This is a genomic window from Streptomyces sp. NBC_01508, from assembly GCF_045040315.1.
Lineage (GTDB): Bacteria > Actinomycetota > Actinomycetes > Streptomycetales > Streptomycetaceae > Streptomyces.
Window position 1 is genome coordinate 3,693,066 of the sequence record NZ_CP109419.1, and the last position, 15,982, is coordinate 3,709,047.

General features: G+C 69.4%; 22 protein-coding genes. 13 read left to right on the forward strand and 9 right to left on the reverse strand.

Annotation, left to right across the window (positions count from 1 at the left end):
* Positions 1 to 109: 109 nt before the first annotated feature.
* Positions 110 to 301, reverse strand: coding sequence for a hypothetical protein (locus OG700_RS16855; RefSeq protein WP_405614340.1), 192 nt, complete (start codon positions 299 to 301; stop codon positions 110 to 112).
* Positions 302 to 373: 72 nt separating this feature from the next.
* Positions 374 to 1,045, reverse strand: coding sequence for an HAD family hydrolase (locus OG700_RS16860; protein WP_405621764.1), 672 nt, complete (start codon positions 1,043 to 1,045; stop codon positions 374 to 376).
* A gap of 99 nt (positions 1,046 to 1,144) precedes the next feature.
* Here OG700_RS16860 and OG700_RS16865 point away from each other — a divergent pair, with 99 nt between their 5' ends.
* The 13 genes from OG700_RS16865 (at position 1,145) to OG700_RS16925 (ending at position 9,176) form a co-directional block, all read left to right on the forward strand.
* Positions 1,145 to 2,356: a helix-turn-helix domain-containing protein gene (locus tag OG700_RS16865; RefSeq protein WP_405614342.1), complete on the forward strand. Its 1,212-nt coding sequence runs from the start codon at positions 1,145 to 1,147 to the stop codon at positions 2,354 to 2,356.
* Positions 2,357 to 3,371: 1,015 nt separating this feature from the next.
* On the forward strand, positions 3,372 to 3,551 hold the full coding sequence (locus OG700_RS16870; RefSeq protein ID WP_405614344.1) for a hypothetical protein: 180 nt from the start codon (positions 3,372 to 3,374) through the stop codon (positions 3,549 to 3,551).
* Entirely contained in the window at positions 3,548 to 3,745 is a 198-nt protein-coding gene (locus tag OG700_RS16875; protein ID WP_405614346.1) for a hypothetical protein, read from the forward strand. Before OG700_RS16870 ends, OG700_RS16875 begins: the two co-directional genes overlap by 4 nt.
* A 328-nt stretch (positions 3,746 to 4,073) precedes the next feature.
* Positions 4,074 to 4,541 carry a hypothetical protein gene (locus OG700_RS16880; RefSeq protein ID WP_405614348.1) on the forward strand — a complete coding sequence of 156 codons (468 nt, stop codon included), beginning with the start codon at positions 4,074 to 4,076 and terminating at the stop codon, positions 4,539 to 4,541.
* 152 nt (positions 4,542 to 4,693) lie between these two features.
* Positions 4,694 to 4,909: a hypothetical protein gene (locus OG700_RS16885; RefSeq protein WP_405614350.1), complete on the forward strand. Its 216-nt coding sequence runs from the start codon at positions 4,694 to 4,696 to the stop codon at positions 4,907 to 4,909.
* A gap of 438 nt (positions 4,910 to 5,347) precedes the next feature.
* Entirely contained in the window at positions 5,348 to 5,848 is a 501-nt protein-coding gene (locus OG700_RS16890; protein WP_405614352.1) for an NUDIX domain-containing protein, read from the forward strand.
* A gap of 166 nt (positions 5,849 to 6,014) precedes the next feature.
* Complete coding sequence (locus OG700_RS16895) at positions 6,015 to 6,173, forward strand: hypothetical protein (protein ID WP_405614354.1); 159 nt, start codon at positions 6,015 to 6,017, stop codon at positions 6,171 to 6,173.
* Between the two features lie 109 nt (positions 6,174 to 6,282).
* The gene (locus OG700_RS16900) at positions 6,283 to 6,444 is read left to right on the forward strand and encodes a hypothetical protein (protein WP_405614356.1); all 162 of its coding nucleotides are present in this window, start codon (positions 6,283 to 6,285) and stop codon (positions 6,442 to 6,444) included.
* A 225-nt stretch (positions 6,445 to 6,669) separates the two neighbouring features.
* Complete coding sequence (locus OG700_RS16905; RefSeq protein WP_405614358.1) at positions 6,670 to 7,416, forward strand: hypothetical protein; 747 nt, start codon at positions 6,670 to 6,672, stop codon at positions 7,414 to 7,416.
* Between the two features lie 133 nt (positions 7,417 to 7,549).
* On the forward strand, positions 7,550 to 7,879 hold the full coding sequence (locus tag OG700_RS16910) for a hypothetical protein (protein ID WP_405614360.1): 330 nt from the start codon (positions 7,550 to 7,552) through the stop codon (positions 7,877 to 7,879).
* A complete protein-coding gene (locus OG700_RS16915) occupies positions 7,876 to 8,307 on the forward strand; it encodes a hypothetical protein (RefSeq protein ID WP_405614362.1) in 432 nt (143 codons plus the stop codon). The genes OG700_RS16910 and OG700_RS16915 overlap by 4 nt, the downstream gene beginning before the upstream one ends.
* Positions 8,308 to 8,445: 138 nt before the next feature.
* On the forward strand, positions 8,446 to 8,760 hold the full coding sequence (locus tag OG700_RS16920; RefSeq protein WP_405614364.1) for a MazG-like family protein: 315 nt from the start codon (positions 8,446 to 8,448) through the stop codon (positions 8,758 to 8,760).
* A gap of 188 nt (positions 8,761 to 8,948) precedes the next feature.
* Entirely contained in the window at positions 8,949 to 9,176 is a 228-nt protein-coding gene (locus OG700_RS16925; protein WP_405614366.1) for a hypothetical protein, read from the forward strand.
* 312 nt (positions 9,177 to 9,488) lie between these two features.
* Here OG700_RS16925 and OG700_RS16930 read toward each other — a convergent pair whose 3' ends face one another.
* The 7 genes from OG700_RS16930 to OG700_RS16960 are packed head-to-tail and all read right to left on the reverse strand — an operon-like array spanning position 9,489 to position 15,940.
* Positions 9,489 to 10,304 (reverse strand): shikimate dehydrogenase, encoded by an 816-nt coding sequence (locus OG700_RS16930; RefSeq protein ID WP_405614368.1) that lies wholly within the window; start codon positions 10,302 to 10,304, stop codon positions 9,489 to 9,491.
* The gene (locus OG700_RS16935; protein WP_405614370.1) at positions 10,301 to 11,050 is read right to left on the reverse strand and encodes a coenzyme F420-0:L-glutamate ligase; all 750 of its coding nucleotides are present in this window, start codon (positions 11,048 to 11,050) and stop codon (positions 10,301 to 10,303) included. The genes OG700_RS16930 and OG700_RS16935 overlap by 4 nt, the downstream gene beginning before the upstream one ends.
* On the reverse strand, positions 11,047 to 12,111 hold the full coding sequence (locus OG700_RS16940; protein ID WP_405614372.1) for a hypothetical protein: 1,065 nt from the start codon (positions 12,109 to 12,111) through the stop codon (positions 11,047 to 11,049). Before OG700_RS16940 ends, OG700_RS16935 begins: the two co-directional genes overlap by 4 nt.
* The gene (locus OG700_RS16945; RefSeq protein WP_405614374.1) at positions 12,111 to 12,998 is read right to left on the reverse strand and encodes a hypothetical protein; all 888 of its coding nucleotides are present in this window, start codon (positions 12,996 to 12,998) and stop codon (positions 12,111 to 12,113) included. The genes OG700_RS16940 and OG700_RS16945 overlap by 1 nt, the downstream gene beginning before the upstream one ends.
* Positions 12,995 to 14,221, reverse strand: coding sequence for a methionine adenosyltransferase (locus OG700_RS16950; RefSeq protein ID WP_405614376.1), 1,227 nt, complete (start codon positions 14,219 to 14,221; stop codon positions 12,995 to 12,997). Before OG700_RS16950 ends, OG700_RS16945 begins: the two co-directional genes overlap by 4 nt.
* Entirely contained in the window at positions 14,172 to 15,107 is a 936-nt protein-coding gene (locus OG700_RS16955) for a Gfo/Idh/MocA family oxidoreductase (protein WP_405614378.1), read from the reverse strand. The genes OG700_RS16950 and OG700_RS16955 overlap by 50 nt, the downstream gene beginning before the upstream one ends.
* A complete protein-coding gene (locus tag OG700_RS16960) occupies positions 15,104 to 15,940 on the reverse strand; it encodes a sugar phosphate isomerase/epimerase family protein (protein WP_405614380.1) in 837 nt (278 codons plus the stop codon). The genes OG700_RS16955 and OG700_RS16960 overlap by 4 nt, the downstream gene beginning before the upstream one ends.
* Positions 15,941 to 15,982 lie beyond the last annotated feature (42 nt).

Genomic DNA, 15,982 nt, shown 5'->3' on the forward strand with positions numbered 1-15,982 from the left:
GGACAGCGTCCGTACTGGTCAGTGGCAGTGACCGACGATGCTCGGACACCGTGTCCCCGCCCGTGTCCGGACAGCGCGGACACGGTGTCCGCCCGTGTCCGGACAGGCTCTAGGCAGCCATCGTGAGATTGCCCCGCTGGGTAGCCTCGGCCCACAGACCGAGGAGCCGCCAGTACGCCTCGGCGCGCTGCTCCTGGTCGCTCTCCCCGGCCTGCTGGTCCCCGCAAGGCGCGTCCATAAGGCGGCGGATCGCGTTGTTCACCTCAACCTGCGCAGGGCACAGCAGAGGGCCGTCAGGCATGGAGGAGGGCATGCGACAACCGTACGACGGGCCACTGACAAGCCTGATGTCCGAGCGCGGTGGCGAGTCGTTCTACGTCCGGCTCGTGATGAGGGTCAGTAGGCGGTTCACGTCGGTGAGATCGTCAAGGACATGGTGAGCGCCGGCCTCACACAGTTCGGCGGTGGAGCTGCGGCCTGTCGCGACGGCGATGACGTGGACGCCGTTCTTCCGCCCGCCTTCGACGTCCGCTGGGGTGTCGCCGATCAGTACCGCGTTCCCCGCCGAAGTGGAGGATCGGGCAAGGGCGAGTTGGACCAGGGCGGGCCGGAGGTCGGCGTCTTCTCCATACGCCCCGGCATCCCATTTGATGTGGGTGTCAAGGCCGAAGACGCCCAGCTTGATTTCCGCGACACCGCGGACGTTGCCGGTCACCACGGTCTGCCGGACGTTCGCGACAGCAAGGGCCTCCAGGGCCGCAGCAGCGCCCAAGAGTGCCGTACCACGTTCTCTCAACTCCGCTGCGTGCGACACGTGTTGCCGAGTGAGCGCGTGGGCGAACCGTTCGAAGGTGGCGCGGTCGGTCGTGAGACCGTGCAGTTTCGCTGTCTCCCGGAAGATCACGGCTTCGGTGATCCCGTCAATCGTCGCCTGCTCTCGCATGGGTTGACCGGTCACCTCCGCGAAAGCAGCGGCGGACAGGCTGCGTCCTACGCCACGTGTCTCGATGAGTGTGTGGTCGATGTCCCACAGGACCAGAGGCATGTGTCGCCCCTCCCCAGAATTGATCACATTATCCACCATGTTGCGGAAGGCCCCCACGGCGGAGCGGTCCGTCCTACTCTGTCGTAATCGGGAGGGCTGATGGCGGAAACACCAACGTTGATCGTCGGGGCGCGTATCCGGCACTACCGGCGCAAGAACGGCAACCGATCGATGGCCGCCGTTGCGGGGCTGTGTGGTGTCACCGAGCGGTATTTCTCGATGATCGAGAACGGGAAACGCACGCCGTCACCCGAGGTGTTGACCCGGATCGCTGCCGAACTCCAGGTGCCGGTCTCGGCCCTTCTTTCTGACGAGCCGCCGACCAAGCCTACGATCTCGCTGACGACCGCGCCGGACGTGGTAGGCGCCCTGTTGGGGTACGGCTCGACTCGCGCGGGGCAGGTGGTAGGCCCTGCGGCGCTGCGGGAGCGTGTCGAGGAGGCATGGCGGACGTGGCAGAAAAGCGCGGAGCGCTTCACCGAGATTGAGGAAGTGCTACCCGCGCTCATCGCGGACATTGAGCACTCTGTGCGTGCCCACCGCTCGTCGAGTGACGCGTCGGCTCGGCGCGACGTGCTCCGCGCGGCGGCCGACTTCTATGGACTCATGCGCTCGTACTGCCGCCGGTCCGGCCGTCTCGACCTGTCTCTGATGGTCGCGGACCGTGCCCGTCGAGCAGCGGAGGATGCGGACGACCCGATCCGGATCGCTGCGGCGCATTGGAACCTGGGGCACTGCCTGTTGTCCCAGGATGGTGGCGCGCAGGAAGCGCACGAGGTTGCTCGGATCGCGGTCGAAGAACTTCGGTCTGTCCCGGAGGGCACAGAGAAAGTCGCCATACAAGGTGCGCTCGAACTGGTCTGTGTCGTCGCGGATGCCCAGCGGAAAATGTGGTGGGCGGCTCGCCAGCGCCTGTTGCAGAAGGCGGCCCCGCTCGGCAAGAAGGCTGGCGAGTCCAACACCATGTGGACCGTCTTCGGCCCGACGAACATTGGCCTTCACGCGCTGAGTATCGAGATGCTGGCCGGCCAGTGCGCGGAAGGTCTACGCCTGGCTGACGAGGTGGACGTCTCTCAGCTCCCCAGCAGGGAGCGGCAGTTCACTTTCACGCTGGAGCTTGCTCGCTGCTACTACCAGCGGCGCGACGATCCTGCGGTCCTGGTCCACCTCCTTGACCTGGCTGAGCTGAGTGCCGAGGACATGGCGCGAAGTGCTGTTGCGGCTGACATGGTGACGGGTCTTCTTCACCGCGTACGTCCTACTTTTCGGTCCCAGGTGTTCGATCTCGCAGAGCAGTTGGGGATCGTATAACCGACCCGAACTGAGAGTTCACCCGAACTGAGAGTTCGGGTCGCCGTCACGTGCTCGCCGTACCTTCCTGCTCACAGCAGTGGACTACGAGATGAGCCTCACGTGATGACACAACCTCCGCGTGTTCTTTCGTACCCCCGCAGGGCGCTAGTGCTCCCGAGCTGGGAGGTGCTGCGGGTTGACAGGTACTACGGTCTTCAGGCGCTGGACCGGATCAGCTGCCCAGGCACCGTGGCGGTAGACCCTGCGGTGCGTGGCGTCTACTTCTTCATCGAGTCCGGTGCCACAGCCGCGTTGCCGCCGATGCCCGCCGACGGCCCTGTGAGCGTGACGACGGAACTGGAGCTGCCGCCCCAGGAGCGTTGCAGGCCACCCGGGACCTACTGGCTGGTACCTCCGAGACGAGGAGCAATCGGCGTCACGTGCCCGCGTGCACTACACGCGGCGCTCTCCCGCATCCTCCCTGGACTGTCAGTCGCGCTGCCATCCGTCGAGGAGGAGCCCCGTTGAATACGGTGATTCGACTCGCTGGCTGGACGCTTGGTGTCGACACCGAACCGGGCGCCTCTGGGCCTGTGCACGAGGTCGAGTGCACGACGTGCGGCGAGTCCTCAGAGGCTTCGGAGGAGCGGACGGGACCCGAGGGATGGGCGCTCAGGCACACCGGGTGGCAACCCGTCGCACTGCGGCTACCGAGGCATCACGACGGCGTTCTTTCGCGTGACGCCGACGCCCGGCAACCCGTACGCCGAAGACGCGGCTGCCCCGCCCCGAGCCACCTGAATGAAGGCTTGAAGCCACTGCCCCCGCATGTTCAGCGCCACCGCCCGGCCTCGTGAGTTCGTCGCGTCGCTTCATCTGCCGCGCCGCCCCATGGCGAAGGCAGAGGGTGCCTCCGCACGTTCTCAACATCGAATTCCTTCGACTCCTCGCGCTCGTCGGCCTGTTGTTCCTTGCCGCGGCCGTGCATGACCTCACCCAGTGACCCAGTGATCTAGCTGTCGAAAGGCGCCTCATGGCCGTATCCACAGCAGCAGTACAACCGGCCCCGGACGAAGGGCTGGTGAAGCTTGAGGAGACCATCCACGGCGGTGGCTTCTGGCGGCTCGTGCCCGAGTGCGTACCTCGCGTGTACGCCCCGCTCGACCGGCCGTTGCTGGCGCACGTCGAGACCTGCCTGCGGCGGCTGACATGAGGGCGGCGACAGAGGGTCCGCGTACGCCGGCTCTGGAGCCCGTGGCCGTTGATGGGTGCGACGTGTGCGCGGCCCTGGCCGGGCAGCGCGAGGACGCCCGCCGTCTGGGCGGCGCGCCGACGGTCGAGCACTGCAACGCCGAGCTGCGCTCTCACTCCGATCACGCCCGCCCCGCGCGGTGGCGTACCCCCTAGACCCCGGCTCCGTCCGCCGTGCCGGCGCAGGAAGGGCATCAGCGCGGGCGGGCGGGGCCGGATCGGAAGTCCGTCCGGCTGGACCCCATCGGCGGGGACGGTCGGCAGCCGGACGGACCTCAACCCCATGGCGACCGAACCGGGTCAGGGTCGCACCCAACCAACCACCAGGCAGCAGGAAGGGCGGAACGTGAAGAAGGTGAGTACCTGGCGGCGCCGGGCGTTGATGCCTCCCGTCCGACCACACGGGGTTCGTACAGACCTTGCGTCGCCGGTGAAGCGTGGTGCGGGTGCAGGGGCCGGCCCGGCTCGGGCCTACTGGTGCGAAGTGCTCGCGGAAGGAGAGGTCTACGGCACGGGCCGGACAGTGGCGTTCGTGTTCGGCACCTTCAGCAGCATCTCGCCGAAGCTCGCGCTCCGATGGCTCGGCGGCGAGGCCGAGCGCATCGCGGACAGGCTCGACCCCGACCCGGAGCGCTCGGCGTGGGTGAAACCGTGGATGCGCGTGGCCCCGGCGCCCGTTCCCGACGGACCTGCGGAACTGCGTTCCTGGGCCGGGGACCCCGAGGAACAGCGGGCGGCGCGGGACCAGCTCAAGGCCGACGATCCGCTGAGTGTAGTGATTGCGGACAACGGGTGTCGCTACACCTTGACCGTCTGGCCCGTGGCCGTTCCCCTGCCCGAGTCCAGCCCCGCACAGCCCGCCGATGACGGACAGCCCACATACACCCGCCCTAGTCATACGAGCCACAGGAAGGCCCGTCGCACGTCGGATTGGCTCATCCCCTTCCTGTGACCAGGGCCGGTCACCCACCACCCAGCGAGGACACCCCGATGGACAGATGCCGCGCGCCGTTCGCAGTACCCCCGGGACTCATTGACACCGCCGTTTCGCTGGTGGGCCGGAACGCAACCCACCAGGACGTTTCCCTCTTCGTTCACTGCGACTTGGACGAACATCTGGAGGGCGACCACGCCGCGCCTGTGCTGTTCGTCCCCGACCCGTCCGGCCTCGCGGCATGGGTGCGCTGGCACGAGCGGAAGTCCCGCCTACAGCTCACGGACCCGTGCCCGGAACGGAACCCGGCCGGACACATCTCCCCGCTGTTCGCCGACCACCCCGGCGCCCACTTGTTCCCCGATGAGAACAACGACCCTACGTAGCAAGGAGATTGACAGACATGGCGCACTCCACGCCAGCGGCGGGCCGCCCGTGACCGCGTCCGGAACAGTAAGACCCGGGTCATCGCGCGGTACCGGGCCGGCGAGTCCATGAACGCGCTCGCAGCCGATTTCGGTGTGAGCCCCAATTTTCTCGCCGACCAGTTCGACGCGTGGTCCGAACCCCGGCGGGACATGGCTGCCGCACAGATGCGCCGTCGCCTACGGCGGACGAGCCAGGCCGATTCCCGGAAGGGGTGAGCGACCCGTGCCCCTCATCGCCCGGACGGCGCTCGATACCGTCGCCGCTCTCGCCGCGTACGCAATTTTCGGCCGGCTACTGGCGCTGCCGCTCCGATAACCCGCATCCCACCAGACACCCCGTTGGCCACCTACTGCCCGATGGGGTCAACACCCGCACCCAAGAAGGAGATTGAAACCATGACGCATGCCGACATCGAGCGCGCCAACCAGCCCCGGCGACGCATCGGGGCCGTGGTTCTCGTACGCAACACGGAGGGGGACGTGCTGTTGGTCCAGCCGACCTACAGGAAAGGGTGGCAGCTTCCCGGCGGGGGCGCGCACCAGGGCGAGAAGGTACACATGACGGCATCCCGTGAACTCAGCGAAGAGACCGGGCTCACCCGCTCCATCACGCACTTTGTCGCGCTCGATCACGTGCCCGCCAACGAGGAATCCGGCTCGCCCGAGGGCTTCAACATCGTGTGCGACGGCGGAACGCTGACCGCTGCGGAAGCCGCCAACGCGGCCGTCCCCAAGGACGCCGCCAACGAACTGTCCGCGCTGCGCTGGGTGCCGCTCGGCGAACTCGGCACCCACACCAAGCCGTACCAGGAACGCCGCATCCGCCAGGCCGTCGCGGCCAGTGAGCACGGCATGCGGCTGCCGCTCCTGTTCGTCGGCGAGCCCGCCGACGCGTAGCCGGGAGCTCCCCGCCATCGGCAGGGACTTCCTGGGGCGCCGGTACCCACTCACCGGCCGGTGGCCCAACCGATGGCGGACCGCTCGGCTCCGCGCGACGAACGGGGCGGGGCCGAGCACCCCCGAGCCCAACCGGGCCGGAACCAACGAGAGAAGGGGGCGGGACTTGCCCGCGACCATCCAGCCAAGGACCGACCAGCCGGAAGCGGTCGAGAGCGACACCGAGACCACCGAACCGGCCGACGAGCCCACCACCGACGGCGACCAGGGCAACGGCGACAGCGCCGAACCGCTCGACCTGGTGGGCGGACTGCTCGCCGCGTAGGTCAGCCGGCCAGATCCATGAACGCCGTTCCGGCGGGACGGGGAAAGGCAAGCAACGGCCCCGCCCCGCCGGAACGGTCACCACTCAGACACGACAAGAAGGCGACCAGGTGACGAAAAAGCCCAGGGCGACGCAGACACACACCGGTGGTGCGACGGACGGATACGTGGTCCGCAAGAGCAAGGCGCTCGGCGCCACACCGGACGCGACCGGCAACCGGGCGGACCGGCGGGCGGCAGCCAAGGAAGCAAAAAAGAAGAACGGGAAGTAGCGCGCACGCGCGAGCCCCCGCCCAACGCCGCGGGGGCACACCTCACTGCCGCATCACGCAGTCCGGCTCAATCGCGACATCCCGGCCAGCGCCGCCCTGTTGGGCACGGTCGCCGACACGGCGCTGACTGCTCCCGACCAGACTCCCGCCCCCCGGCTCCGCTGACCTCGTCGCGGCGCCGGGGCGCGGGCACCACCCACCCCCTCCCTTGAAAGGCACCTCGTGGTGACAACCGACGAATCCGACTTCTCCTCGCTGGAGAGCGTCCTCGCCCAGGCGGTGGACCGCGCCCGCGTCACCGGGCGGGTTGGACTGCGTGAAGGCGCTGAGTGCGGAACTCTGGAGTTGACGCTGCTCGGCAGCAGCCGACTGCCGTTCTCCCTGAACACCGGTGAGGCCACCGCGTGGCTGGTGGCGACGGGTGTCGACGCGACCGCCGGCTACGACGAGGACAACAACCTCGTGATCGCGCTGCGCGGCAAGACGGGCGTCGACCAGCTGGTGCAGCGGCTGCTGGCACCCTTCATGTACGCCGAGTCGGTGCGTGAGCGGCTGGGGAACGCACTCGCGCAGCACCGGCTTCATGTGGCGGTGGAGGTCGAGGACGAGAGGTCACTGGCCCTGGAGGTCCGCGACTCCGACGGCCTCGAAGCAGCAGTCCAACTGAGCGCGGTGCTGGGCGCCGACAGCATCGGCGCGGGTCTGAAGCTTCACAAGCCCGGCGGAATGCGCAAGCTCGCCGACCGGATGCGACTGCTGCTGACCGGCGCCCTGGGCGCAGGGGTTCGCGTACTGGCCGAGCCCGGCTGCGCCCATGCCGAGGACGAACTGCTCATCCACCTGACGGTGGAACAGGGCTTGCGCCTCGCCGGCAGGATCGCGGCCGAACCTGCCCGCGCAGAGCAGGAAGAAGACCTCTCGCCCGTGGAGGAAGCCTGGATCCCGCCGATCTGGATCTCATCGGACCCCTGATCCGGTTGACGCTCGCAGGCGCCACCGCCGACCTCAACCAGCTCACCGCCCGGAAGGCCGCGGCCTAGAGCACCGTCCGAACTGATCACCCGCCCCCCGGCGGGGTCTACCTCGACCGAGAGAGCTACGCACCATGTCTGCATTCCGATACCCCCGCGACTGTGGCGCCACCCGCAAGGACTACCAGCCGTACACCCTCATCGACACGCTTCTCGACGCCGACGCCGACGCCGACGCCGACGCCGACGCCGGCGAAGACCTCGGCTCGGGTAGGGCGGTCAGTGTGTCGTCCCTGGAGATCTCCCTCCTCGGCTTCCAGGCGCGGTCCAGCGGCAAGACCGGCCTCGCCGCGCTCAAGGCCATGCGCCTCGAGCACCCCATCCTTGTCCACGGCGTCTACACGTATCTCATCGTCATGGCACTCGTCCTCGCCCTGACCACCGCGACAGCGGTCCGGGGATGAGCGCCGCCCGCCGCCGCCCGTCGTGGCTACGGCCCCGCGAGAAGAACCTCAGCAACTACGAGCGCAACGTGCGCCGGATCCTCAACCCGCCCCCACCCACACTGGGCGACCGCCTCCACCTCCTTCTCGGCAGAGCAGAGAACGTCTGGTGCCGGCACGTCACCCAGCGCGAACTCTTCCGGCAACTCGACGCCCTGCGAGATGCCATGAACCACGCCGCGCCCCTGGGCGAAGCCCCGACACCGGCGACCGACGCGGAAGTGCGGGCACGCCTCGCAGGTCTGGCCGCCGACCACCACGAGGCCAAGGTTCGCTCCCGGACAGCATCGACCTCTGCAACACCAAACGCGGACAGCGACTGTCCCGAAGGCGGAGCAGCCGACAGCCGCCAAGTAGAGGATCGGCACGACTCACCACCGCTCACATGAAGGTGGAACCAGTGCTGACTCCGCCTGTCTATAAGGACTTTGAGCATGCGAAGGGCGTGCTCCGAGAACCGGGGCCGCCTGCGTTGCGCGAGCGCGCCGAAGCACTCTTCGCCACACTCACACGATCTGAGGTGCCCCATGGAAGACACCACCTGGACCCGTATCGAGAAGCTGCGGAGCTGGCTGGACGAAAACGCGGCACCGGTCGGCGACGAGCGGCTGTGGCGCATCCTCAAGATCAGCGAAGAGGTAGGAGAGGTCGCGGAGGCGATGCACGGCGCGTCCGGCACCAACCCGCGCAAGGGCTACTCACACACTTGGGACGACGTCAACAAGGAACTGTGCGACGTCATCGTGACGAGCATGGTCGCGCTCGCCACCTGCACCCCGGACGCGGCAAAGCTGCTAGATGACCGGCTCCAGCACCTCGTAGACCGCGTGGAGCCGTCCTGAAACTCTCCCGCCCACTGCGAACGGCGGTTCGCAGTGGGCGGGTTCTCCCTGTCCCGAGTCCCGCTTCCGCCCAGTCATCACGAGGAGTGCCGCAGTGAGTGAACGGACCAGCCAGGTTGTGTACGTGGCGCTGCTGTGCGGGCTGGTGGTCGTGCTGTACATCAGCGTCTTCGAGGGGTAGGTGTCTAGTGGAACGGACATGGACCGTCGGCCTGTGCTGGCGCTGCGAGGACCACGACGTGCCGGTGCTCTGGCTCGGCCCCGTACAGAGCGTGGAGGCCGGCGATGCCGGGTTCTCCTGCTGCGCGTCCTGTGTGCGGCGTCTGGAGGCTCTGGTGAGCGCGCACAACCGCCGTGGCGTGGTCGTGGATGAGAACCCGGTCATGCCGGTGCTCGCCCGGCCGAACGGGGCGTAGGCGCTCGATCCAGCCACGACGTCGAAGCGCTTGCTCGCCCCTACCGGCGGGCCGCCATGCTCCGCGCTGCTCGGCGCCCTGTGCCTCGGCATCAAGAACGGATAGTCGTTCGTGGAAAGGAACTGGAGGAATGGCAAGTGCTGGCGCTGCGAGGCGTCCGACGTTCCCGTGCTGTGGATAGGCCCTGCGGTGAGCCTGGAGTACGGGGAGGCCCCCCTCTACTGTTACCTTCCGTGCGTCCGCCGGATGGAAGAGATGCTCCGCGAACACAACTGGGCCTGACCGCTGCGCTCCCACTGCTCTCGGCCTCGCTCAGGCCAGCGCAGCCGTAGCGGCATGCAGCATCTTGCCGATCGGGGGTGTGAGCTGCCCGGTCTGGAGTGTGATCTGCCGGGCGGCCTGGTGCACGAGCATGGGCAGCCCGCCCACGACACGGCGTCCCGCCACCTCGGCAGCGTGACCGAGCGCGGTGGGCCAGGGGCGGTAGACGACATCCATGAGGGTGCCGATGGCGCGTGTCCGCGTCCAGAGTGGCGCGAGAGCATCGGCGACGCTGGGCGGCAAAGCGGAAACGACAAGGCCGGCGGACAGGTGATCCACCGCGGCTGCCCAAGGCTCGATCCGAACTCTGATGCCGATCCGCTCGCCTGTGGACTCAAGGGTCGCACGGGCCCGTCTGACGTCGCGGGCGATCACAGTCGCTTGATCACAGCCCAACTCGCGGGCAGCGGCCAGTGCTGTGCAGGCGGTCGCTCCGGCGCCGAGAACCGTGACGTCTGCTGCCGCCGTCACGCCCCCTTCGCGAAGCGCCTGCACCATGCCGTACAGGTCGGTGTTCTCCCCGATGAGCCGGCCATCCGTCACGACGACGGTGTTCGCCGCTCCGATCCGCACAACCGTGTCCGACGCCCGGTCGAGGAGTGGGACGACGGTGCGCTTGAGCGGCATGGTCAGCGACAGACCGGCCCATGTGTCGTCGAGGGAGGCAAGGAAGGAGCCCAGCCGATCGGGGGTGCAGTCGCGGGCCTCGTAGGTCCAGTCCAGGCCGAGGGCCTGGTACGCGGCGCGGTGGAGCACCGGGGACAGCGCCTGGCCGATGGGTGATCTGAGGACTGCGAGCTGCTTCATCGCGAGGGGCGCTCATGAGTGGGGGCGTGGTGAAGCATGGCGGTCACGCCCTCATCAGAGAACGGGGTGTGGCCGATGCCGCGTAGGACAGCGACGGGGACGCCACGGCCTCGCTGGCCCAGGATGATCCCGGCAGCGGCGGCGATCATGTCGGTAAAAGTCTCCTCCTGCCGCTTGCCGTCGTGCACGGTGATCCGTAGGGGTGCCACCCCGGCGGCGCCGATGGAGATGCAGGTCGCCCCGCGCCGGTCGGCGCGGCCGTCGGAGTCGGCGACGACGACGGCCACGTCCGCGCCGGTGCAGGCGATCAGGGCATCGCGAAGGGCGCGGGCCGAGGCGTCCGGGTCTACCGGCAGCAGCCACGCGCCCTCGGTCCCGGCGCGGTCGATCCCGGCTGAGGTGAGCTGGTAGCCAAGGGTGTGCCGGGCGATGATCGGTCCGCGTTCGGTGGCCAGGAAGTGCTCGGTGGAGTTGTCCAGGATGAGCTGCACGACCTCGGCGGGCTTGCCCGTCTTGGCGGACAGCTCCACGGCCTCGGGCGAGGGGCGGATGCCGGCCAAGTCGACGTAGCGCTTCTCCGCAATGGACACGACCTTGCTGGCCACCACCACGATGTCCCCAGCCTGAAGGGCGGTGCCGGTGTCCGTGAGGGCGTCGGTGATGGCACTGGCCAGATCGGTGCCGGGCTGGAGTTCGGGGAAGGGCTCCAGAGCGAAGGCGGAGAAGCCGGAGGTGGGGGTGGTCATCGCGAAGCTCCTGCTGCTGGGGCGAGATCGGTGTGCAGACGGTGGTGTGCGGCGGCGAGCATCTGGGCCCTCTGCGGGGTGGTGGCGTGATGCCCGCTGCCGAGCCAACTACGGACGCGGTGCAGATAGTGCGGCCACAACTGGCGGGTCGCATCGACAGATGAGGTGCCGGAGTTGACGGAGCGCCAGGCACCCACGACGGGCAGCGGCCACGGTCCGCCATCGTATCCGTCTGGGGGCGGCGCGAGGCCGCGCAGCGTGGTCAGCATGGCCTGAACGCGGTCGGGCGAAAGCGCGCGGTCGGCGGCCCGGTAGACGACCGGGCGACCGCCGTGCGGTACGGGCGGCCGGCTCCACACGGCGGTCAGGTGCAGCAGGACCGGGACGGCCTGGTGGAAGATGACCGGGAGGTGGCCGAAGGACCCGGCATGCCGTTTGGGCTCGTCGATCCGTACGGAGACGACGGGGCCGGTCGCGGCGGCCGTCAGCAGCAGGAAGGCGTCGATGCCATACCCGGCCGTGCACGCCGCCAGTTCGGCGGGCAGCGCGGCGGCGGCCCGCACGGCGGCGGCCAGGGCCTCGCGGGAGACGGCGAGGTCTCCGGCCAGCGGTTGAGGCACATCGTGTCCGGTGGTCGCGGCGATCAGCGGCCGGGCGAGATGGTTGGTGAGGTTGGCCTCGTCCCAGTGGCGCGGGTAGTCGGCAATTGCCAGAGCGGCCCCGTCGCGTACCCGGTCCAGCAGCGCGCGGTAGACGGCCGGGTCCGGGTTGCGGGTGTCGGTGTCGGCGATCAGCACCACTTCGGCGTCGGCGATCTCCACGAGTCGGGCCGCAGCAAGGATCTGGGCGCCCTTGCCCCGCTCCAGCCCGGTCAGCCCGACCGTCCCGGCCAGCGTGGAGGCGGCTGCGAAGGAGTGGGCAGTATCGGGGGCGTCGGATGAGTCTGCGTGCACGATGACCGCCCGCGCGTCGTCCAGCGCGCTGTCCACCGCGGCGGTGACGGCGGCGATGGTGGCGGCTTCGTTCCTGCTGGGCAGGATCGCGGCGGCGGGCTTCGGCATCACACGTACTCCTCGGTGATGAGGTCGGCGGCACTCTGCGGGTCGGGCGCGTACAGGTAGCTGTACTGGTGCTGTTCGAGCCGTGCGATCAGGTGGGTCCGCCAGCGGGCGAGCGGGAGATCGTCCAGCGGCCAGACCGGTCCGTACGGCGCCCCGGTGGGGCCGGTCAGCGGGGTGGGGAGTCCGCTGATGTACCGGGCGAGGGCTTCGTGGAGGCGGAGTTGTTCGTTCGCGGAGAACGGTGTGGCCGGCACGAGCAGCGGTCGGGGGACGGCAGGGTGGACGGTGAGGCGGATGATCCCGGCCAGGGGGACGGGGACGCGGAGGAAGGGGGTGAGGTCGACGATGGGCTTCGGGGCCTGCCACAGCTCCGGGTCCTGCGGGCGGACGGCGGCTGTCGCCTTGCCCGGCAGGATCAGCAGTTCCCCCTCGTTCTCGGCCAGAATGGTCAGGTCGTCACCGGCGTGGGTCCAGCCGCGTGCGGCGAGGGCCAGGGTCACGCTGGTCTTGCCCGCGCCCTTGGTGCCCAGCAGCAGGACGCCGCGCCCGCTCGGTGTGACGGCGGCGTTGGCGTGGAGGGTGAGCATCTGCTGCTGCTGGCGGGCTCGTTCCAGTGCGGTGTACGTCGTGTAGGCGAGCGTCGAGGAGCGAGCGACGGGTCGGGGGAGGCTCATGCGGATCGTCTGCCCGTCCACGGTGACGGTGGGCTCTGCGTCGGCGTATGTCACCGTCACGGCCGGGCAGTGTCGGCTCTCGGGGCCTGGGGCGGACAGGTACCAGCCGCCGGGGAGCCGGTTGGCCGCCGTGACGGCCGGGCCTGTGTCCAGCCCCGGAGGAAGTTCCAGGGCAGCGGTGAGGTGGCCGGTCGCCACGGCGGCCGGGTTCACGACAGCGTGGGCGGGTCGAGTTCTGCCAGCAGCTCGGCCGCCGGCAGAACAACGGGGAGGTAGCGCTGGTTGTCCACGAGATCGGGCACCCAGTCGGTGCGGCGCAGCACGTCGCGCACCAGCTCGGCGTTCGCCGGGTCGGGGTGCGTGGCGGTGATGTCGAGCGAGGCGGGCTCGGGATAGGGGCTCCCGTTTCGCCACATCACAGCGATGCGGCACGGCCCGTCGGTCTTCTCGGCGAGCGTGCGGCTCGCCTCGTCGACGAGCCACCCGCCGACCTTGCCGACGTGGTAGGCGGGGTTCTTCCCGAACAGGGCTTCGTTGCCGGCCTGTTGGCCGGGTGTGATCAGACCGGAGCGGGCGTTGCCCCGGCCGACCAGCCCGTCTTCGCCGTAGTCGATCGCCGATCCGGAGACGGTGAAGTATTGGCCGGACAGCGGGCCTGTGCGGCTGTTGCGGGTGTTGCACACGATCTTGACCGGGCCGGGCAGGTGCTTGAGGAGCTGGGTGGTGAGTTCCTGGGCGGCGTCGTTGACGGCGTCCTCGAACTCCGCGCTGCTTGCCAGGTGTCCGGCCACGGCCGGGACGCACACGGTGACCGTCAGCGCATGCCCGTCGCGGATGACCAGGGCCTTGATGTCGCTACCCGCCCACGGCTGTCGGCGGAACCATGCCTCGGCGAGTAGCGCTACGGTCTCGGCCGTGGTGCGCTGCGCGGTGGAGACGAGGAACGCGGTGTCGTTGGAGAAGGCCGTCGGGCGCTCCGGCAGGTCTTCCAGACCATGAGGGGCGAACCAGCGCGCGAACTTGGAGGAGTCGGTCGTCTCGTGCTGGGCCTGCCAGGTGATGTGCTCGAACCCCGGCAGGGCGGTGCGCAGTTGCTCGGCGGCGGCGTCTTCGAGGATTTCGCGCACGGGGATCGCACGGCCGCCGAAGGTCTTGGAGATCCGGCCGCCGAAGATCACGCGTACGGGGCGGTCGTATATGCCGTCGGTGTCACCGAATTGGGCACGGCCTCCGAGGACGGCGACCTTGTCGAGGTTGTGGTGCAGGATGGCGCCGAACTCGCGCAGGCAGTATTCGCTGTAGCGGATCGAGACCAGCTCGGCGATGGAGTCGGCCAGGGTGTCCGGGTGCCCGACGCCCTTGCGCTCGACGACCTCGACGTCGAGGTCATGTGGCAGAACCGGCCTCAGAAACGGTGCGCGCGTTGCGGTAGGCATGGTCGATGACCTCCAGGGTGCGGCGGAGCTGGGGAAGCGGGAACAGAGACGGGTGACGCGCGCCGGCGTCACCGGCGGGCAGGGCTCGGTACATGGCCTGGCGCAGCGCCAGGTCGCCGGGCGCGGACAGCGGATCGCCGAGGCCGACTTCAAGATTGCGGCCGCGCACATGCACCTGCTGCCCGTCGTCCAGATGCAGCGTGACCTCGTGACGCCGCTGTTGGTCGACACTGTCGACCCGGGCGTCCACCGTCAGGAGCGTGCCGTCCGCGAACGCGAGCGTCGCGGTGATGCGGTCCTCCGATTCGGCCCACCGCCGATCGCGGTGCACCTCGGCGGTGCAGGAGGTGATGGGCGCGGGGCGCAGGAGGCGCAGGGCGAGGGCCAGGCCGTGAATGGCCTGCTGGTGCAGGACGCCCCCGGCGGTGGCGTACCTGGTGCGCCAACTCCGGTAGTAGGCGCGGTCCCGGCGGCACACCAGCGTCACCGAGGCCCGGCGGACCGTTGGTGCCTGGGCGAGCAGCCCGGCGAGTCCGGGGGCGAAATGCGGCTGGAAGGCGACGAAGATCCGCCGGTCCTCCGGTCCCGGGGTCAGATCGGCGGGATCGAGCGTGACCGGCTTCTCCACCAGTACGGCCGCGCCACCCAGCGCGGCGGCGCGGGCGGCCACCAGGGCGGTGCCGGGCGGCGTCGCCACCATGACCACGTCCGGCGTGAACTTCTCCAGCGCCGCCTCCCACCGGGCGAGCAGCGGCACCCCAGCAGGCGGGGCAACGACCGGCGAAGGGTCGGCGACGCCCACCAGGTCCATCCCGTCGGTGCGATTCAGGGCCTCGGCGTGCTTGGCTCCAACCTCCCCGTAGCCGACGAGCAGGACCCGCCTCACGCCAGGCCACCGGGGATGGCGCCACGCAGAAATGCCGCGCCACGCGTCAGCGCCTCGCCCGGAGTCTCGCGTACGTGCGTCTCCAGCGCGTACGGCAGCACCGGCCGCACCCGATGAAGGGCAGGAAGCAGAACCGCGTACGGCACATCGCCGGCGCCCGCCGCCACGAACTGCTTCATGCCGTCGTCGCGCGGCACGTAGTCCTTGATGTGGACGTATCCGACGTACGGGGCGAGGGCGCCGACGGTTTCCGCCGTGCCGTGACCGACCTCGTACAGGTTCCCCAGGTCGAGCCACAGGCCCAGCCCGGTGTGCTCGCGGAGCACGTCAAGAAGCGGTGCGGGTTCGGCGACGGTGCACACCGGCTCGTTCTCCAGCAGCAGCCGTACCCCGGCCCGCTCCGCGGCCTTGAGGGCGTACGTCAGCAGCGGGTCATCCCGGAACTCCTCCGTCTGCTCGCCCACGGCCAGGTGGGAGAAGACGCGGACGCGGTCAGTGCCCAGGATGTCGGCGACGGCGAGCGCGCGGTCCACCCAGCGTTGCCGGTCCTCGGCCGGCACCTGCGTGGGGAAGCCGAAGCTGTCGACCTTGCCGGGAACGGCCTCGGGGCGGCACCACTTCCACAACGGGGACGCCAGCGCCGCCACCCGCAGCCCCCGTTCGTCGGCCAGCCGCCGGACCTCGCGAAGCTGCGCGTCGCTCAGGACGAGGGCGTTCGAGCCGTAGGCCGTACGGATCTCCAGGTGACCCACGCCCAGCCCAAGGGCCAAATCCATGCCGACTGCGGGGTCCTGCCCCAACTCGTCGGGGTTGAGCACGGTGATTCCCTGCACGGGGTTCTCCTTGTCGATGCCTGCGCTGGACACAGCAGGGGC

Coding starts and splice junctions, on each gene's coding strand:
- OG700_RS16855 (WP_405614340.1), bottom strand. CDS start 301: ATGCCTGACGGCCCTCTGCTGTGCCCTGCGCAGGTTGAGGTGAACAAC.
- OG700_RS16860 (WP_405621764.1), bottom strand. CDS start 1,045: ATGCCTCTGGTCCTGTGGGACATCGACCACACACTCATCGAGACACGT.
- OG700_RS16865 (WP_405614342.1), top strand. CDS start 1,145: ATGGCGGAAACACCAACGTTGATCGTCGGGGCGCGTATCCGGCACTAC.
- OG700_RS16870 (WP_405614344.1), top strand. CDS start 3,372: ATGGCCGTATCCACAGCAGCAGTACAACCGGCCCCGGACGAAGGGCTG.
- OG700_RS16875 (WP_405614346.1), top strand. CDS start 3,548: ATGAGGGCGGCGACAGAGGGTCCGCGTACGCCGGCTCTGGAGCCCGTG.
- OG700_RS16890 (WP_405614352.1), top strand. CDS start 5,348: ATGACGCATGCCGACATCGAGCGCGCCAACCAGCCCCGGCGACGCATC.
- OG700_RS16910 (WP_405614360.1), top strand. CDS start 7,550: ATGTCTGCATTCCGATACCCCCGCGACTGTGGCGCCACCCGCAAGGAC.
- OG700_RS16915 (WP_405614362.1), top strand. CDS start 7,876: ATGAGCGCCGCCCGCCGCCGCCCGTCGTGGCTACGGCCCCGCGAGAAG.
- OG700_RS16920 (WP_405614364.1), top strand. CDS start 8,446: ATGGAAGACACCACCTGGACCCGTATCGAGAAGCTGCGGAGCTGGCTG.
- OG700_RS16930 (WP_405614368.1), bottom strand. CDS start 10,304: ATGAAGCAGCTCGCAGTCCTCAGATCACCCATCGGCCAGGCGCTGTCC.
- OG700_RS16935 (WP_405614370.1), bottom strand. CDS start 11,050: ATGACCACCCCCACCTCCGGCTTCTCCGCCTTCGCTCTGGAGCCCTTC.
- OG700_RS16940 (WP_405614372.1), bottom strand. CDS start 12,111: ATGCCGAAGCCCGCCGCCGCGATCCTGCCCAGCAGGAACGAAGCCGCC.
- OG700_RS16950 (WP_405614376.1), bottom strand. CDS start 14,221: ATGCCTACCGCAACGCGCGCACCGTTTCTGAGGCCGGTTCTGCCACAT.